20 protein-coding genes are annotated in these 15,579 nt (G+C 40.2%); 7 read left to right on the forward strand and 13 right to left on the reverse strand.

The window, feature by feature from the left end:
* Window positions 1-116 precede the first annotated feature (116 nt).
* The 4 genes from AC5WOE_RS02570 to AC5WOE_RS02585 form a co-directional block, all read right to left on the reverse strand.
* A complete protein-coding gene (locus AC5WOE_RS02570) occupies window positions 117-1,508 on the reverse strand; it encodes an amino acid permease (RefSeq protein ID WP_496051840.1) in 1,392 nt (463 codons plus the stop codon).
* Window positions 1,509-1,547: 39 nt separating this feature from the next.
* Window positions 1,548-2,402: a dimethylarginine dimethylaminohydrolase family protein gene (locus AC5WOE_RS02575; RefSeq protein ID WP_496051841.1), complete on the reverse strand. Its 855-nt coding sequence runs from the start codon at window positions 2,400-2,402 to the stop codon at window positions 1,548-1,550.
* A gap of 45 nt (window positions 2,403-2,447) precedes the next feature.
* Window positions 2,448-3,209 (reverse strand): dimethylarginine dimethylaminohydrolase family protein, encoded by a 762-nt coding sequence (locus AC5WOE_RS02580; RefSeq protein WP_496051842.1) that lies wholly within the window; start codon window positions 3,207-3,209, stop codon window positions 2,448-2,450.
* A 356-nt stretch (window positions 3,210-3,565) separates the two neighbouring features.
* Window positions 3,566-4,138, reverse strand: a complete 573-nt coding sequence (locus tag AC5WOE_RS02585) for a beta-class carbonic anhydrase (protein ID WP_496051843.1) — start codon at window positions 4,136-4,138, stop codon at window positions 3,566-3,568.
* Window positions 4,139-4,405: 267 nt separating this feature from the next.
* Between AC5WOE_RS02585 and AC5WOE_RS02590 the strand changes: the two genes are divergently transcribed.
* Window positions 4,406-5,374, forward strand: a complete 969-nt coding sequence (locus AC5WOE_RS02590) for a glycosyltransferase family 2 protein (RefSeq protein WP_496048433.1) — start codon at window positions 4,406-4,408, stop codon at window positions 5,372-5,374.
* Between the two features lie 70 nt (window positions 5,375-5,444).
* On the opposite strand, the gene AC5WOE_RS02595 is transcribed toward AC5WOE_RS02590, so the two are convergent.
* Window positions 5,445-6,425, reverse strand: a complete 981-nt coding sequence (locus tag AC5WOE_RS02595) for a quinone oxidoreductase family protein (protein WP_496048434.1) — start codon at window positions 6,423-6,425, stop codon at window positions 5,445-5,447.
* 132 nt (window positions 6,426-6,557) lie between these two features.
* On the opposite strand from AC5WOE_RS02595, the gene AC5WOE_RS02600 reads away from it, so the two are divergent.
* Complete coding sequence (locus tag AC5WOE_RS02600) at window positions 6,558-7,418, forward strand: helix-turn-helix transcriptional regulator (protein ID WP_496051844.1); 861 nt, start codon at window positions 6,558-6,560, stop codon at window positions 7,416-7,418.
* Between the two features lie 25 nt (window positions 7,419-7,443).
* On the opposite strand, the gene AC5WOE_RS02605 is transcribed toward AC5WOE_RS02600, so the two are convergent.
* The 3 genes from AC5WOE_RS02605 to AC5WOE_RS02615 all read right to left on the reverse strand — a co-directional run bounded on the left by AC5WOE_RS02605 (window position 7,444) and on the right by AC5WOE_RS02615 (window position 8,409).
* Window positions 7,444-7,602, reverse strand: a complete 159-nt coding sequence (locus AC5WOE_RS02605) for a hypothetical protein (RefSeq protein ID WP_496048436.1) — start codon at window positions 7,600-7,602, stop codon at window positions 7,444-7,446.
* Window positions 7,603-7,737: 135 nt separating this feature from the next.
* Window positions 7,738-7,920: a hypothetical protein gene (locus AC5WOE_RS02610; RefSeq protein ID WP_496051845.1), complete on the reverse strand. Its 183-nt coding sequence runs from the start codon at window positions 7,918-7,920 to the stop codon at window positions 7,738-7,740.
* Between the two features lie 87 nt (window positions 7,921-8,007).
* A complete protein-coding gene (locus tag AC5WOE_RS02615) occupies window positions 8,008-8,409 on the reverse strand; it encodes a GtrA family protein (RefSeq protein WP_496048438.1) in 402 nt (133 codons plus the stop codon).
* 148 nt (window positions 8,410-8,557) lie between these two features.
* On the opposite strand from AC5WOE_RS02615, the gene leuC reads away from it, so the two are divergent.
* Window positions 8,558-10,000: a 3-isopropylmalate dehydratase large subunit gene (gene leuC / locus AC5WOE_RS02620; protein WP_496051846.1), complete on the forward strand. Its 1,443-nt coding sequence runs from the start codon at window positions 8,558-8,560 to the stop codon at window positions 9,998-10,000.
* Window positions 9,984-10,580: a 3-isopropylmalate dehydratase small subunit gene (leuD, locus tag AC5WOE_RS02625; protein WP_496051847.1), complete on the forward strand. Its 597-nt coding sequence runs from the start codon at window positions 9,984-9,986 to the stop codon at window positions 10,578-10,580. Before leuC ends, leuD begins: the two co-directional genes overlap by 17 nt.
* Window positions 10,581-10,714: 134 nt before the next feature.
* On the opposite strand, the gene AC5WOE_RS02630 is transcribed toward leuD, so the two are convergent.
* The 3 genes from AC5WOE_RS02630 to AC5WOE_RS02640 form a co-directional block, all read right to left on the reverse strand.
* Window positions 10,715-10,879: a Tn3 family transposase gene (locus AC5WOE_RS02630; RefSeq protein ID WP_496048817.1), complete on the reverse strand. Its 165-nt coding sequence runs from the start codon at window positions 10,877-10,879 to the stop codon at window positions 10,715-10,717.
* Between the two features lie 89 nt (window positions 10,880-10,968).
* A complete protein-coding gene (locus tag AC5WOE_RS02635; protein WP_496051848.1) occupies window positions 10,969-11,136 on the reverse strand; it encodes a cupin domain-containing protein in 168 nt (55 codons plus the stop codon).
* Window positions 11,137-11,161: 25 nt separating this feature from the next.
* A complete protein-coding gene (locus AC5WOE_RS02640; protein ID WP_496051849.1) occupies window positions 11,162-12,196 on the reverse strand; it encodes a zinc-binding dehydrogenase in 1,035 nt (344 codons plus the stop codon).
* Window positions 12,197-12,628: 432 nt separating this feature from the next.
* On the opposite strand from AC5WOE_RS02640, the gene AC5WOE_RS02645 reads away from it, so the two are divergent.
* A complete protein-coding gene (locus AC5WOE_RS02645; protein WP_496048444.1) occupies window positions 12,629-12,751 on the forward strand; it encodes a hypothetical protein in 123 nt (40 codons plus the stop codon).
* 239 nt (window positions 12,752-12,990) lie between these two features.
* Here AC5WOE_RS02645 and AC5WOE_RS02650 read toward each other — a convergent pair whose 3' ends face one another.
* Window positions 12,991-14,196: an MFS transporter gene (locus tag AC5WOE_RS02650; RefSeq protein ID WP_496052037.1), complete on the reverse strand. Its 1,206-nt coding sequence runs from the start codon at window positions 14,194-14,196 to the stop codon at window positions 12,991-12,993.
* A 41-nt stretch (window positions 14,197-14,237) separates the two neighbouring features.
* Window positions 14,238-14,642 carry a MerR family transcriptional regulator gene (locus tag AC5WOE_RS02655; protein ID WP_496051850.1) on the reverse strand — a complete coding sequence of 135 codons (405 nt, stop codon included), beginning with the start codon at window positions 14,640-14,642 and terminating at the stop codon, window positions 14,238-14,240.
* A gap of 180 nt (window positions 14,643-14,822) precedes the next feature.
* On the opposite strand from AC5WOE_RS02655, the gene AC5WOE_RS02660 reads away from it, so the two are divergent.
* Window positions 14,823-15,140 (forward strand): carboxymuconolactone decarboxylase family protein, encoded by a 318-nt coding sequence (locus AC5WOE_RS02660; protein ID WP_496051851.1) that lies wholly within the window; start codon window positions 14,823-14,825, stop codon window positions 15,138-15,140.
* 22 nt (window positions 15,141-15,162) lie between these two features.
* Window positions 15,163-15,558, forward strand: coding sequence for a cupin domain-containing protein (locus AC5WOE_RS02665; RefSeq protein ID WP_496051852.1), 396 nt, complete (start codon window positions 15,163-15,165; stop codon window positions 15,556-15,558).
* The last annotated feature ends 21 nt before the right edge of the window (window positions 15,559-15,579 follow it).

A 15,579-nucleotide genomic window follows, 5' to 3' on the forward strand; every position in this document is an offset into this window, starting at 1 on the left:
TTACTCATTATATATTCACAACCTATCTACTACTGAATATTTCCATTATATCTTATTTTCTTTTTCTACATAAAAATAAAAAAACCTAGCTTTGAAACAAAGCTAGGGGCACTCTCTCAATTATCGTTAGAAACTCTTTTCTTTTTTCTACTATATCGGAAGTAATAGTAGATATAGCATACAACCACAAATCCTAAACCGTAAAATAAACTCGCTCGCTGCTGAGCATCAAAAACAGGGAAGATCAAAAAGACGGCACACAGTATAAGACATAAGATCGGGAGAAACGGATAAAGTGGAGTGGCAAACTTCAAATCGCTCACTTTTCCACCTTCGCGCAAAAACTGTTTCCGAAAATTATACTGCGACAAGGCAATGCTCATCCAAGCAATGGTAACGGCAATTCCAGATATGGATGACAAAGCGATGTATACGGTGTCTGCTGCGTACACACTGGTCAAGAGGGACAAGAGGGAAAATATCATCGTTAAGATAAGAGAAGCCATCGGAACGCCACGCGAGGATAGTTTTCCAAATACTTTTGGAGCCATACCAGAATGCGACAAAGACCACAGCAATCGAGTAGAGGCATAGAGACAAGAGTTTCCAACAGATAAAAGTGCGGTGAGAATGACAAAGTTCATGATATCAGCGGCAAAAGGAATACCAACCATATCAAATAAAGAGACAAATGGGCTTTCCAGAACACCTAATTCTTTCGCTGGGAAGATAGCGGAAAGAATGACAACAGAGGCAATATAGAAGACAAAGATGCGGACTAATACATTTCTGATCGCTTTTGGAATATGCTTTTCTGGATTTTCACTTTCTCCAGCTGCAATCCCGATTAATTCCGATCCTTGGTAAGAGAATACGACATTCATCATCGTAACAAACACAATGGAGATACCAGCTGGAAATAGACTTCCCGTTGTAAAGTGGGATAAAAAAGGAGCTGCTCTGCCATCCATATGAATCCATCCAAAAATTGCACCACAACCGATGATAATAAAGAGAATTACGGCAACTACTTTGATCCCTGCAAACCAATATTCAGATTCCGCAAACCCTTTTGTTGTCAATGCATTTAACAGAAACAATAAAGCAATAAAGATCGCACACCAAATCCATACATCTACATGGGGGAACCATCGTTTCATCAGCATACCGGCAGCCGTAAATTCGACACCAGCAGTAGTAGCAGACCCTAGCCAATAAACCCAGCCTACCGTAAATCCGGAAGCAGGCCCAATATATTTGGATGCGTACACTTGAAAGGCTCCTGTTTCCGGCATTCTCACTGCAAGTTCACCTAAACATGTCATTACCAAATACAAAAGCAGACCGCCGAACAAGAAGGCTAAGAGAGCGCCGCCATAACCAGACTGGTTAATAATATAACCCGTGTTTAAAAACAGGCCTGTCCCAATCACCCCACCGAGAGACAACATATAGAGGTGCCGACTCTTCATGGATCGTTCAAGTTGAATGTGTTTCTCCTGTCTCATGGAACTGCTCCTTCCCCGAGTGGGTTATTTTATGCCTTTTCATCGTCTTAAAATAGGTGAAGTGAGACAGGTCGGACCACCTGTACCCAAATAGGAGATTTCTTTTCCTTTGTATTCCAAGACTTCCACCCCTTCTGCTTCCAACAACTGCTTAATCTGAGGATTACCAGCAATCAGCATACACTTCCGAGGGGATAGGGCCAAAATATTGCATCCTAAGTTGTCATACTCCTGATCAGATACTTCCAGCAACTTCACACCTCGAGTGATCAACAACTCTCGCAACACAACTGGCATTAATTTGGAGTAAACTACTGCTAAATCTTGATCGATAAAGCTAATAAAGGACATCAAGTGTAAACATTCTTCAGGGCCATTTCCATGTGGAAGGTGAACCACAATAAACTCATCCACAACCTCTTGGGTCAATTCCCGCAGTTGGCGGATTCCTTCATCATTCGTCCGATATCCTCTTCCAACGACCAAAGTTCGTTCATCCAGCCAGACTACATCACCACCATCGACTCTGCCTTCGCCAGTAATCTTTCCAAGAATCGGAATAGAAAGATCGTTGAAGTAATCTTTGATTGCCCCAGCTTCGGGTCTGCGAAGATACTTTCCAGATTTAAGCAAAATGGCACCTTTATTTGTGATTTTCACGGGATCATGTGCGTAGATCGAATCCAAACCGACTGTATCGTTTCGTGGGAGAAAGTGAATTTCAGGCACGTGCTTTTGCAAGATAGATAAAAATTGATCATATTCATGAACTGCTTCTTCATAGTTTGGGCATCGTATATAGATAAATTTTCTCCAGTTTTCTTCTAAGTGTTCTTGACTGATAAAGGCATCCTTCGGGTGTTTGACCATGATTCGTTCGATACTTCCAACCATACTCTGACATCCAAACCTCACGAGATCATCCCCATTTTGATTAGTCTAAAATCTCAAGGACAAACAGCTCAATCCGCCATCTTGCTTTTGTATTTCCGACATGTCTAGCGCGATTGTCTTATACCCAGCATCTTCGATTTTTTTCTTGGAAGTCTCATAACCTTTTGGGATAATGACATAGTCATTGATGCGGATACAGTTCGCACAATATTCCTCTTCAGCATCAATAACGATTTTGTTATACCCCTCAAAATCAGGATGCTCGATGAATTCTCCTGCAACTACTAAATCATTGTTTCCTAAATATGCGATTCCTGTTTTTAGATGGAAAAACTTCTCAAGCGGAACAATGGTTGTTTCATAACCATATTTTTGCTGGATTGCGGCAAATTGTTCTGCTCCTTCTCGATTGGTTCTTGCGGAAAGACCTACATAAAAATGCTTGTCCACTTGTAATACATCTCCACCATCTAAAAAACCAGGTGCTTGGATTTTTTCTGCGCCACTATAAAATTGTTTCAAAACTTCTTCCATCTCGATGATTTCACCATTCCGACTAGGTGCGCCCGGATTTGTGACAACGGCACATTCCCTTGTCAGCACAGCAGTATCTTCTACAAATGTTGAGTCAGGATATTTTTCATCTGCCTCTAACACCGTAACATCAAGTCCACATTCCTTTAAAGCAGCCACATACTGCGCATGTTGTGCTTGTGCTTTTTCATAATCTGGTTTTCCTAGATCAGATGTAGTTAGTCCATTTACATAGCTCTTACTTATTTTCTTCACAATAGCTCTTGTAAACATCAAAAAGCCTCCTTCAAATAGCTTAAATTTATAAGTTTCCACATTATGAAAACGCTTTCCTAAAATAGATCATATTCCTATTTAAAAGATAAAAAGACGCACTGTCAATATAATTATAAATTTATTTTTATAATGATTCATGAATACAGTGATTTAGATAGGTTTCATATATCTTTACAGTTCAATCAGAATAGAACTATAAAAGAATAAATATTTTAATAATCAGGAATGTGATGCAAATTTGACATTGATAGTCAGACTTTATGCGACAAGAGAACCGACCCTTTGTCGCATAAATAACAAAAAAAGCAACTTGAGTACATCATGTCTCAAATTGCTTTTTGTTCTTTTTTCGTTTAAACAAGCTGTGCTTCGTAGCCATCTACAACTAAATCGAGTTTTCCTGATTTTGGATCGATAACCAATCCATGCACAGCCACATCTTTTGGCATAAGAGGATGGTGATGAATCATTTCCACACTGTGTTTTACGCTGTCTTCTACGCAGTCAAAGCCGTGTAGAAACTTTTTGAAGTCTACTCCAGAATAATAAAGTAAATCTAAGCTTTCTTGGCTGACTCCGCGGGCTTTCATTTTTTCCAGCGTACTTTCTGCTTTTATTTTTGCCATTCCACAGTCATGATGCCCGACAACACAAACTTCTTCTGCACCGAGCTCATAAATGGCCACTAGAATACTTCTCATCGTACTTCCAAATGGATGAGATACAATAGCGCCGGCAGTTTTAATGATTTTTACATCACCGTTCCCCACGTCCATTGCTTTTGGCAATAATTCTACTAAACGTGTATCCATACATGATAAAATTACAAGCCGTTTATTAGGAAACTTATCCGTTTTAAATTGCTCGTATCCCTTCTTTTCGATGAATTCTTTGTTATGCGTTAAAATTTGATTTAATAATTTCAAGTTTAAGTCCTCCAAATCATTTCTATAATGATTTCTATCTCATTTGGCTTTTAGTGTACCATTTTGTTACTCTCTTACCAAGTCACTTGAGGAGTTCCTATGTATCTCCACCAGTACCTATAATTTATCAGAAAAAAAACTTTTCCTTGGTTGACGTCGTATAAAACGATATTTTAGAATCATAACTATACCGATATCGACATTTTAATCCACCGAACTCATTTTACTTAATTTTCATAAAATATCACCACAGGAAGGGCTTTTACTATGTTTTCGTTTGTTATCCCTTGTTATAATGAAGAACCGATTATGCATCGGTTTCATAAGGAACTTACAACGATTCTGCAAGAAAATCAGATTCCTTATGAACTTATCTTTATCAATGATGGCAGCAGAGATAGAACCTCTGAGATATTAAAAGAGATTACAGAAAAAGATCAACATGCTCACTATATATCCTTTAGTCGTAATTTTGGGAAAGAATCTGCAATGTTAGCAGGGTTAAACTTCTCTATTGGTGAAGCCGTCATCATCATGGACGCTGATCTCCAACATCCACCTAATCTTATCCCTGATATGGTACAAGCATATCGGGATGGATATGACCAAGTTATCACCAAACGAAATCGCAAAGGAGAAAGCAGGACACGAACTATGTTCGCCAAGTTATACTATCGGTTGATGAATGGAATGATCGATGTGATGCTGACGGATGGTGTGGGGGATTTCCGTTTACTCAGCCGCAGAGCAGTAGATGCGCTTTTGTCTTTGCAAGAATACAACCGATTTTCAAAAGGATTATTTTCTTGGATCGGGTTTCAGGAATATGTCATTGAATATGACAATGTCCTTCGCGATCATGGGAAAAGTAAATGGTCCTTTGGACAACTCCTAAACTATGCAATGGATGGATTGATCTCTTTTAACAACAAACCTCTTCGTTTGGCTATCTATTTAGGATCATTTGTTACCATCACTGATATTTTCTATATTTTGTACTCCTTTATTCAGATTTTGATGAATGGCGTCGTCATCCCTGGATACTTTACGATTATTTCTTCCGTTGGACTGTTAGGCGGCATTCAACTCATCTCCATCGGTGTCATCGGAGAATATATCGGTAGAATTTACTATGAATCCAAGAAAAGACCTCACTATATTATTGAGGAAAAACGAATCCAAACCCAGCGAGTCCGGGAAAAGTCAGCAAAGGAAGAGCTCATATATAATAAGTAAATAAAAAGACCCTATTCAAGTAGTACAGAATAGGATCTTTTTATTATCATCTAATATCTTCTGTCTTTCCTTATTCTTTCACCTGTAGTACCATTTTTCCTGTTGATGAACGATCCTCAATGCTTTTATGCGCTTTTGCTATGTCTTCAAACTCAACTACATCCGTTACATCTACTCTTACTTGTCCACTTGCCACATATGGCAATGCTTTCTTTGCTGCATTTGCTACTACTTTTGGATGATACACACTCATCAATTGGAGATTAAAGCCAAGTACAGCTTTGCTGCTAAACCAGAGTTCGTTTGCAGATACTGATACATCCTCTGCTTCACTCGCATTACCCATGACAACTAGTCTGCCAAGTGGTGACAGGAGCGATAGTCCTGTTTCTCTGGCATCTCCTCCCACTTGGTCAATGACAATATCTATACCACTGCCTCTGATCGCTTCAACATATTCGTCACGCAAGTATACTTCATCGTATCCCAAACTTTTTGCGTATGTTACTTTCTGTTTACTTCCTACCACTCCGATCACTCTTCCTGCTCCTAAAGCACGTGCCATTTGTCCAATCGCACTGCCAACACCACCAGCTGCTGCATGCACCAATACCGTTTCGCCTTTTTTCATATGCGCCACATCGGATAAGATCATCATCGCTGTTGTTACATTGGACGAAAAAGCTGCTGCGACTTTCATATCTACAGCATTTGTTTCCAAATCTAGTGGAATTACGAGGTCTGCGTCTACTTTTACCACTTCCGCATATCCACCACCATTTACAATAGTCAATGCAGCAACAGCTTGACCGATTTGAAATCCAGTAACTCCTTCTCCTATCTCGCGAATGATACCAGATACTTCGATCCCGGGTACAAACGGCAATGGCAAGTCTGCTACCACTCCTTTGCGAAATAATACTTCCGCATAATTGATCCCTGCATAAGCAACATCAATGGTAACTTCTCCTAGACCCGGTTGTGGTGTTATTACTTCTTTTTGAGTTAAAACAGACGCTTCACCAAATTGTGGAATGATAATTGCTTTCATGTTCTTATCCCCTTTTGTTTATGTTTTTCTTTTTGTCCCTTGTGCTGTAATTCCATTTTAGCTGCTGTATCATTCTGTACGAGTTTTTCGTTATACTATTAGTACCAATAACAGCTTAGGAGAGCGATCGGGATGCAAGAAAATAAAAACATCAAAGTACTGGGGGAATTTTTGAAATCAAGACGTGCCAAAGTACAGCCAGAAGGATTACATGTCTCCACTGGCAGCAGAAAACGCAGAACTCCAGGGCTTCGCCGGGAAGAAGTAGCTTATTTATCTGGAGTGAGCAACACTTGGTACACTTGGCTGGAACAAGGCAGAGACGTCAATGTCTCACAAGAAGTATTAGCGAGCATTGCGAAAACACTTCAACTAAACGAAGAAGAACAACGCCATATATTTCGGCTCGGGGGATATCCAGTTTTTGCGCCATCACAGCCATTGGAACGAGTAATCAATCAGGAGTTACAACTAGTAGTTGATAGTATCCTCTATCCAACTTTCATTGTTGGATTTCGAACCGATGTTATCGCTTGGAATGACTTATACTCTCTGATCTTTCCAGTAGATTTTTCAAGTCAAGATGAAAAATACCGCAATATGACATGGCTCGTTTTTATGAATGAACCAGTGCGAAAACAAATTGTAAACTGGGAAGAGTTTGCCCAATATACAGTTGGTGTTTTTCGCAGTTCTTATGATCAAAATGAAAATGACCCTTGGTTTCAAACGTTTGCAAAAGAATTATTGGAAAAATCGCCAGAGTTTGCTGCTTGGTGGGAAGATCATCCGATCAAACAAAAATCAGGGGTTCATTTGAAAATTCGCAGTCGTGACGGAGAAAATATAGTAGAATATCGGATTGTATCCTTTTTTCAGATCAATGGGGAAGAAAATGTACACTGCTGTGTTTATACACCTGTAGCAGAGGAAGAGAATCTGGACAAGTATGAACAAAACAAAAAAGCAGCACCCCCTAGACAGTTGTCGTAGGGGGTGGGGGAAGTTCTTGAAATTGCTAGTAGAGCTTCCCTTGAAGCAGCGAAGCCTTGGCTCGCTGGTCAGCATCACGCTGCTGTGCAGCATCCGCCTTCTTCTGGCCCACCTCTGCCAATCGAATGACAGCAGAAGCCACGAAGAAGCCGAAGGCGCAACCAGCAATGAAACCCTTCTTCACAACTTCCTCCTTCGTCTCTCGGACGTACGTTTATGGTATCATAATTTTCACTTTATGTTTCATCCCCTTAGGAAAAAGCAGCACCCCCCTGAGACATGGCCTCAGGAGGGTGAGAGAAAGTTCAGGCAGTTGTGTTCAGCGGCGGCGCCACTTGAGCAGTTTGCTGCTCTTGGCACGCAGGCCGTGGCTCTTCGCCGAACGCTGCTCCCTCTGCGGCTTGGCGTTCTCGTACATGCCCCATATCCAGAGCGCGCCGAGAATCAGTGCCGCGAGCGCACCACCGCCCACTTCTCCTGCCTTCTTACCTATCTTCTTCATCACTTTCCCTTCGTCGTTACGGACGTTGCATTTATTTTATCATAAGATTTCTGTAAACATCTAGACAAATCGGAATACTGCAACACCCTACGAAGAACTGCTAGGCTTTGGTTTATTGACCAAGATTTTCTTCGATACGATAAACGTGAAAGGAATGGCAATCAACGATGCTAGTAACGGAGCAATATTTTTATCCATTCCTAATTGATCTACTAATAAATAAACGCTGCTTGTCGTCACGGTAACATTTACCACGTAGGTGAGGGGAAATTGGAAAAATTTCTTGAGACTGGGTTTTGTTTTATAAGTGAAATACGTATTCATAAAAAAAGAGCCAATCATACTGAGCACAAAAGCACTGATATGCGATATGAGATAAATCCAGCCAAATATATGCAAAAATAAGAGATATAATCCATAGTAAGTGCCTGTATTGATAACCCCGACGATGCAAAAACGCATGAGCGGGTAATACTTTTCAACATTCATGTGTGTAACTCCTCACCAGCATTTATCATGCTGTATTATACCTCAGAACGATAAAAAGATGGTTATTTTTTTCATTTTCACCTTGAAGTCCTTCTTTAGAAATTATATAATTTTTATCAATTATTTATAGAGATGGGAGAGAGAAAGAATGACATCAAAGCGTACGATGTTTGATAAGATTTGGGATTCACATGTTGTCTATCAAGAAAGCGGGAAACCATCTCTCCTCTACATAGATTTGCATCTGATTCACGAAGTCACATCCCCACAAGCATTTGAAGGATTGCGTCTAGCCGGGCGTTCTATCCGCAGACCTGACTTGACTGTAGCGACAGTTGACCATAACATCCCTACGACCGATCGCTCTCTGCCAATCGCTGATCCGATCTCACGCCAACAAATTGAAACGCTGAGAGAAAATTGTCAAAATCATAAAATAACTTTATATGACTTGGACAGCAAAAATCAAGGGATCGTCCATGTGATTGGGCCAGAGCTCGGGCTTACCCTGCCAGGTAAAACCATTGTCTGTGGAGATAGTCACACTTCTACCCATGGAGCTTTTGGCGCATTAGCTTTTGGAATTGGAACAAGTGAAGTAGAGCATGTGATGGCCACTCAATGTTTGCCTCAAGCTAAGCCAAAGACAATGGAAATACATTTCAAAGGCAAACTGCCTTATGGAGTCACAGCAAAAGATGTTGTTCTACACTTGATCAACCAGATTGGAACCGCTGGTGCAACCGGATATGTAGTGGAGTATACCGGGGAAGCAATCCAGAATATGTCGATGGAAGAACGGATGACGATTTGTAATATGTCCATCGAAGCTGGAGCCCGTGCAGGCATGATCGCACCAGATGAGACTACTTTCTCTTACTTAAGAGGACGGAAACATGCTCCAAAAGGAGAAGATTGGGAACAAGCAGTTGCCGATTGGAAAGAATTAGTGACCGATGAAGGAGCGGCTTATGACACTCGTGTCGAAATCGATGTCACCGAAATCGCTCCCCAAGTAACATGGGGAACAAGCCCAGGAATGGGAGCAGACATCACCCAATTGGTACCTGATCCTGCTTCTTTTGCCACGAACACGGAACAAAAAGCAGCTGAACTAGCCTTACAATACATGGGATTGACTGCTGGTACACCAATGGCGAAAATTGCAATCGACCGAGTCTTCATCGGTTCCTGTACCAACTCCCGTATCGAAGACTTACGCGCAGCAGCAGAAGTAGTCGCTGGCTACCAAGTAGCTGCTACTGTTCAAGCGATGGTTGTGCCTGGTTCACAGCAAGTGAAAGAACAAGCAGAAGAAGAAGGCTTGCATCAAATATTTCTTGATGCAGGATTTGAATGGCGTGAAGCTGGTTGCAGCATGTGTCTTGGCATGAATCCAGATATCATTCAGCCCGGTGAACGATGTGCTTCTACTTCCAATCGTAACTTTGAAGGACGACAAGGCAGAGGCGGAAGAACACATTTAGTCAGCCCTGTCATGGCCGCAGCAGCAGCTATTAAAGGCCACTTTGTAGATATTCGAGATTGGAAATTCAACAGAGAGGAGAAAAAACATGGAATCCCTTCGTAAACACCAAGGTCTTGTCGCACCCCTTGACCGTGCACATATCGACACAGATGCAATCATCCCTAAACAATTTTTAAAACGCATTGAACGTTCCGGTTTTGGTCAGTTTCTCTTTTATGAATGGCGTTTTGACGAAGCAGATCAGCCCAATCCCTCCTTCGTGCTCAATCAACCTGCATATAAAGGAACCTCTATACTATTAGCCAGAGAAAACTTTGGCTGTGGTTCCTCTCGTGAACATGCACCATGGTCTTTAACCGACTTTGGCTTTCGTGTTATCATCGCTCCATCCTTTGCAGATATCTTTTATAACAACTGTTTCCAAAATGGACTCCTGCCATTGGTGCTTTCTGAAGAACAAGTACAGGAATTATTTGAACGAACAGCCGAGCATGAAGGTTATCAATTGACTGTGGATATAGAAAACTTAGTGATTCGAGATGACTTTGGATTGGAATGTTCTTTCGAACTCGATCCCTATCGCCAGCACTGTCTTGTAAATGGGTTGGATTTTATCGGATTGACCTTACAGCATGAAGATAAGATCACAGCATATGAAAAAGCAAAACTAGTAAGCTATTGAACACAAAAACGTATGGGGAAAACCCATACGTTTTTTTATGTTAACTTCGACCTTTAGGGGGGTCGTCCGAGATAAGTCCAAAAGCGGCACGATAGATAGGAAAAATTGAAAAAAGGGAACAGAGACCTCTTCTATCAAGCACTTTCCAACTCTAATTTTAATTTCCCATCGAAAGGTTGGGGTTGTTTTTCCAAATCAATGACATAATCACCAAATCGTTTAATATGTTCCGTCAAATAAGGACTAATTGCACTTAGGTCCTCTGGGTTTACTGGATAACCTTCTTTTCTAAGCTCAATTTACCTAGAATAATTTATTAACAGCCCACTTCTATAACTTTTTTTCTCAAATCAATACTTTAGTAGTTAAGTCCAATTATAATTTTTCTTCATCCGTTATTGGCTCCAACCATACCAGAGTCCCCGACAGTGACGGCAATGTGTTCAAACCAACTATCTTTTGTAGCATCATGCCAGTGTTTGAGACCATCATAGGTGACAATCACATCGCCTGCTTTTAAGAATTGAATAGTTTTTCCTTCTTCATTTTTTGTCATATTAAATTCCCCATTAAACTATTCATTAAGGTCTAATTAATACTTTAAGTGCTTCACGATTATTCATAAGGCGATATCCCTCAGGAACACCGTCCAAATCAACGGTTACGTCAAAAACACGACCTGGTTCAAGGGTTCCATCAAGAATATCCGGTAATAATTCATCCATGTATGCACGCGTTGGCGCAGGACCCCCCGTAAGCTTAATATTACGTCCAAAAAGACTTGCAAACCCAACAGGAGCATCATCATACTGTGGAACACCAACACGACTAATAACTCCGCCAGCTCGGACAACTCCAATGCTCATCTTGTAAGCAGGCATCAGCCCGACACATTCAAGGACAACATGTGTTCCTTCACCATTAGTCAATTCTTTGACTTTCGCTATACCTTCGTCTCCGCGTTCCGGAATTATATCTGTGGCACCAAATTCTATACCAAGATCTGTCCGTTCCTTATGGCGACCCATGAGAATGATTTTCTTGGCACCTAATTTCTTCGCTGACAGTACAGCAAGAAGTCCAACAGCACCATCACCAATAACCGCTACAGTCGTATTCTCGTTCACTCCTCCCATCACAGCCGCATGATAGCCAGTTCCATATACGTCAGATAATGTTAACAGTGATGGCATTAATGGAGAGTTTTCATCAATTTCGTCAGGTAACTTAAACATACTTCCTTGTGCTTGAGGCACTCGAACAAATTCCGCCTGGCAGCCAGTCATAAAGGCTCCATGCTCACAAGAAGTCATTAATCCTTCTTGGCAAAATGGACATGTATTATCTCCAACAGCAAAAGGAACGACAACCAAATCACCTTTCTTGAATCCAGAAACTTCTGAACCCATTTCTTCGATTCTTCCAATCACTTCATGCCCCATTGCTTCCCCTTCGCCATGCTCATGGGCATGCATGTTGCGATAAGGATGCAAATCACTTCCACAAATACAGGCAACCACTACCTTCAAAACGGCATCTGTCTCTTCTTGCAATGCTGGAATCGGTAACTCTTCTACGCGAACATCACCAGCAGCGTACATAATATTTGCTTTCATACTAATTTTCCACCTTTTCATTAAAATATTCCTTATTGATTATAAAACTTAAAGTAAACTCTAAAGCTAGGCCTGACGTGTAACCTGTGCCCCAATAAATGGTTCTCCTTTTACAGTCAGTGCGTATGCTTCGTTACTTTCCTGGTTATAAAGCCAAGTTAAACGTAGTAGCTTATAATCAAGGTCAGAATTTACTGCCCGACGCGAAGATCGGGGAGATTCAAACACTCCTCGAGATTTCCAATCATCGCTAAATTAAGACCAATCCCTCAAAATGCTACTATCCAGGGGCTTTGGAATGCTTTTGTCGGTTAAACCAACCATCTACTATTCAGTTTCTATGGGCTTTTCCAACCCCAGAATCATTTTCCAAGTCGAGGAACCATTTGGAGGGAGAAGGTTCTTCAAGACTGCTAAAACTACCGCTGGAAAATGAAATCAGATGAACTTTTTCAGCTTGTGAAACAAAGACCATTTCCGGTGGATCGTGCAACAGCTCGTGGAAAAAGTCGTTTCCTCTTATCTTTGCTCAGCCAATTAGAATTGCTGATCTAAGACAGTCAGCAGTATGACTAGGACATCGGTCTCTTCCTGACAATGAGATGTTTCTCGCGCTTAAGAGGGTTGTAATTTTGCACCTTCTTCTGCTAGTTTCTTGGTAGTTGCTTCTCCAATTCCACTAGAAGCCCCATAACAATAACTGCTTTTCCTTTAATATTTGACATGATTTTTCCTTTTTCATAATAGTTCTTATACACCTTACAACTTAAAGTTAACTCGAAGTCAATAATTTATCATTTGGCATAAATTCTTTGAGTCTTGCTCATTTTCTCTTTTACCAAGACAACGCCAAAACCAATAATAGCAATCACTAATATCAAAATGGAATTTGCGAAAATCAGGGATTGAACTCGATTCACATGTAGTAACTGTGAAAATACTGTTCCCTCATAAGGAGAAAAGGTAGCACCTATGTTATAAGCAACCAACACCATCGTTGTCCCCAATTTTGCAATCGCAGCCGTTTGTCGAGTAAAGATGTGAAGTAGATATGGCATCATACATCGAAAAGAAAATCCAATGATCATCGAACAAAATGTGGTGAGAAAGATACTTTCCGAAACTGTTACAACATACGTAAAAATTCCCATCAAAAGCAGGGAAAAAGGCATAATGTAATCCCTCAGCACGGAAAAGATTTTTCCAAATGAAAACCCTGCGACAAATGCTCCTAATCCAATAAAAGCAATCATATTGCTACCATTCGTAGCATTACCTATATTTTTTTCTAAAATCAAAGGAGTAATTTGGATATTGTAATTGATAAAAAGACTTACGATCACAAATAACAAAATCCCAAAACCAATAATCCCACCATAAGAACTTCTATTGTGAGAACCGTTTGGTATCGGAATTTGTTGTTCTTCTTTTCTTTGTTCCAATTGCTTCTTTTCATTTGGAACAAAGAAAAAGAATGCGAAAAAAATCGGGAGTGCTATCGCATACACAAGAAATGAGGTATACCAATTAACTTTTAACAACTGTCCCACTAAAAGCGTTAATAAGATACCGCCTAGTCCTTCAAAAGAGCTTTCCATTCCTATGATTCTTGCTTGTTTACTTGGTTCGTTTGGGTACAAATCACTGATCATTTGAATGATTATGCGATTAAACAAACCAATTCCGAAACCAAAAATGCAACGGGAAACAAACAATAAGGAAAAAATATCATGCTTTAGTGCGGGAAATATGCCTGATAGGAAAACAAGTCCTAGACCAATCAGAATGATTTTTTTCTTTCCCATCCACATTTCTAGCCGATTCCCAATTAACACAGCAAGAATCACAAATAGGGAAGGAATAGTTGTTAATAGCCCTACATGTGTTGGACTTATTGTCGGAAAATCTTTTGCGATTGCTGGAATGTTTGCAGCAATCACTGGACCAGAAGAAATTAACAACGCAACAGACAGCAAGGCATATGTTTTTAACCTGTCCATCTGAATCAAAATAATTCAACTCCTTTCATCACTGAGGGTACTTATTCTTGATTATTTTCTGCAGGAGGTTTTATTTTTAATTCAGCCTCACTTACAAGTAATTTCTCATGATAGTCTTCGATTTTTCTATCTAATTTCTTAATGGTTTCATCTATCTCTTCTCGTTTCTCTAACAGTCGCTGTCTTTCATCCACAAGAATATTTTTTCGAGCTTTTATGGTGTTATCTCCTTCAAGAAATAAAGTTGTATATTCCATTAAAGACTCTATCGTCAATCCAGCATCCCGCATACATTTGATAAACTCAATCCATTTGATATCATCCTCATCATAATCTCGGATGCCACTTTCTCTTCGATTTACTGGTGGAATCAAGCCAACACGTTCATAATATCGAAGCGTTGCCGCTGTTAGATCAAACAGTGTTGCCACCTGTGCAATATTCATCGTTCTTCACCTCGCTATCTTTCACGAATCAAACCTATCACTTAAAGTTAACTTTAAGTCAAGAAAAAAATTTCTTAAGCTGTTGAGCTTTTTTGAGGAATTGTTACTTGCGTTAAAGTGTACTTTAAGATCTATACTGCATTCTGTAATGTACAAAGAAGGATGGAGGGAATCATAGTAATGGCAGAAAAACAAACGGCAGGAAGAGACTTATTGGGAGAGTTTGCACCAAAATTTGCTGAACTAAACGATGATGTCTTATTCGGTGAAATTTGGTCAAGAGTGGAAGAACTATCGCCTCGTGATCGTAGCATGATTACTGTCTCGGCATTAATTACTGGAGGTAATTTTGAACAATTAATTCCACATCTTCAGAAAGCGAAGGCAAATGGAATAACAAAAGATGAGATGGTGGAAATCATTACACATCTTTCATTTTATGCAGGATGGCCCAGAGCTTGGTCTGCATTTAACATTGCAAAAGAAATCTATAACTAATAGAAGAAAGAAGGAATGAAAAATGGCAAAGGAAGAATTAAACAATAGCACCATCTTTCCATTGGGACAGAAAGTGGAAACAAACTTTATTGGGGATGCGTACTTACACATGATATTTACCGATCATGCGCCATTGAATGCACCAATCGGGAATGTAACCTTTGCTCCAGGAGCCCGTAATAACTGGCACTCTCATAAAGTTGGACAAGTTTTGTTAGCTACTGGCGGGGAAGGTTGGTATCAAGAAAAAGGAAAAGCCGCTCAATTACTCAAAACTGGAGATGTGGTGAATATTCCACCGAATGTGAAACATTGGCATGGTGCTACAAAAGATAGTTGGTTTGTGCATTTAGCCATTACACCAGGGGAAACAGATTGGTTAGAACCTGTAGATGATGAAAGGTATAAGAAATTGTAAAACAAAACGCATCGGGTCTAT

This window comes from Shimazuella sp. NTD248 (genome assembly GCF_059510395.1).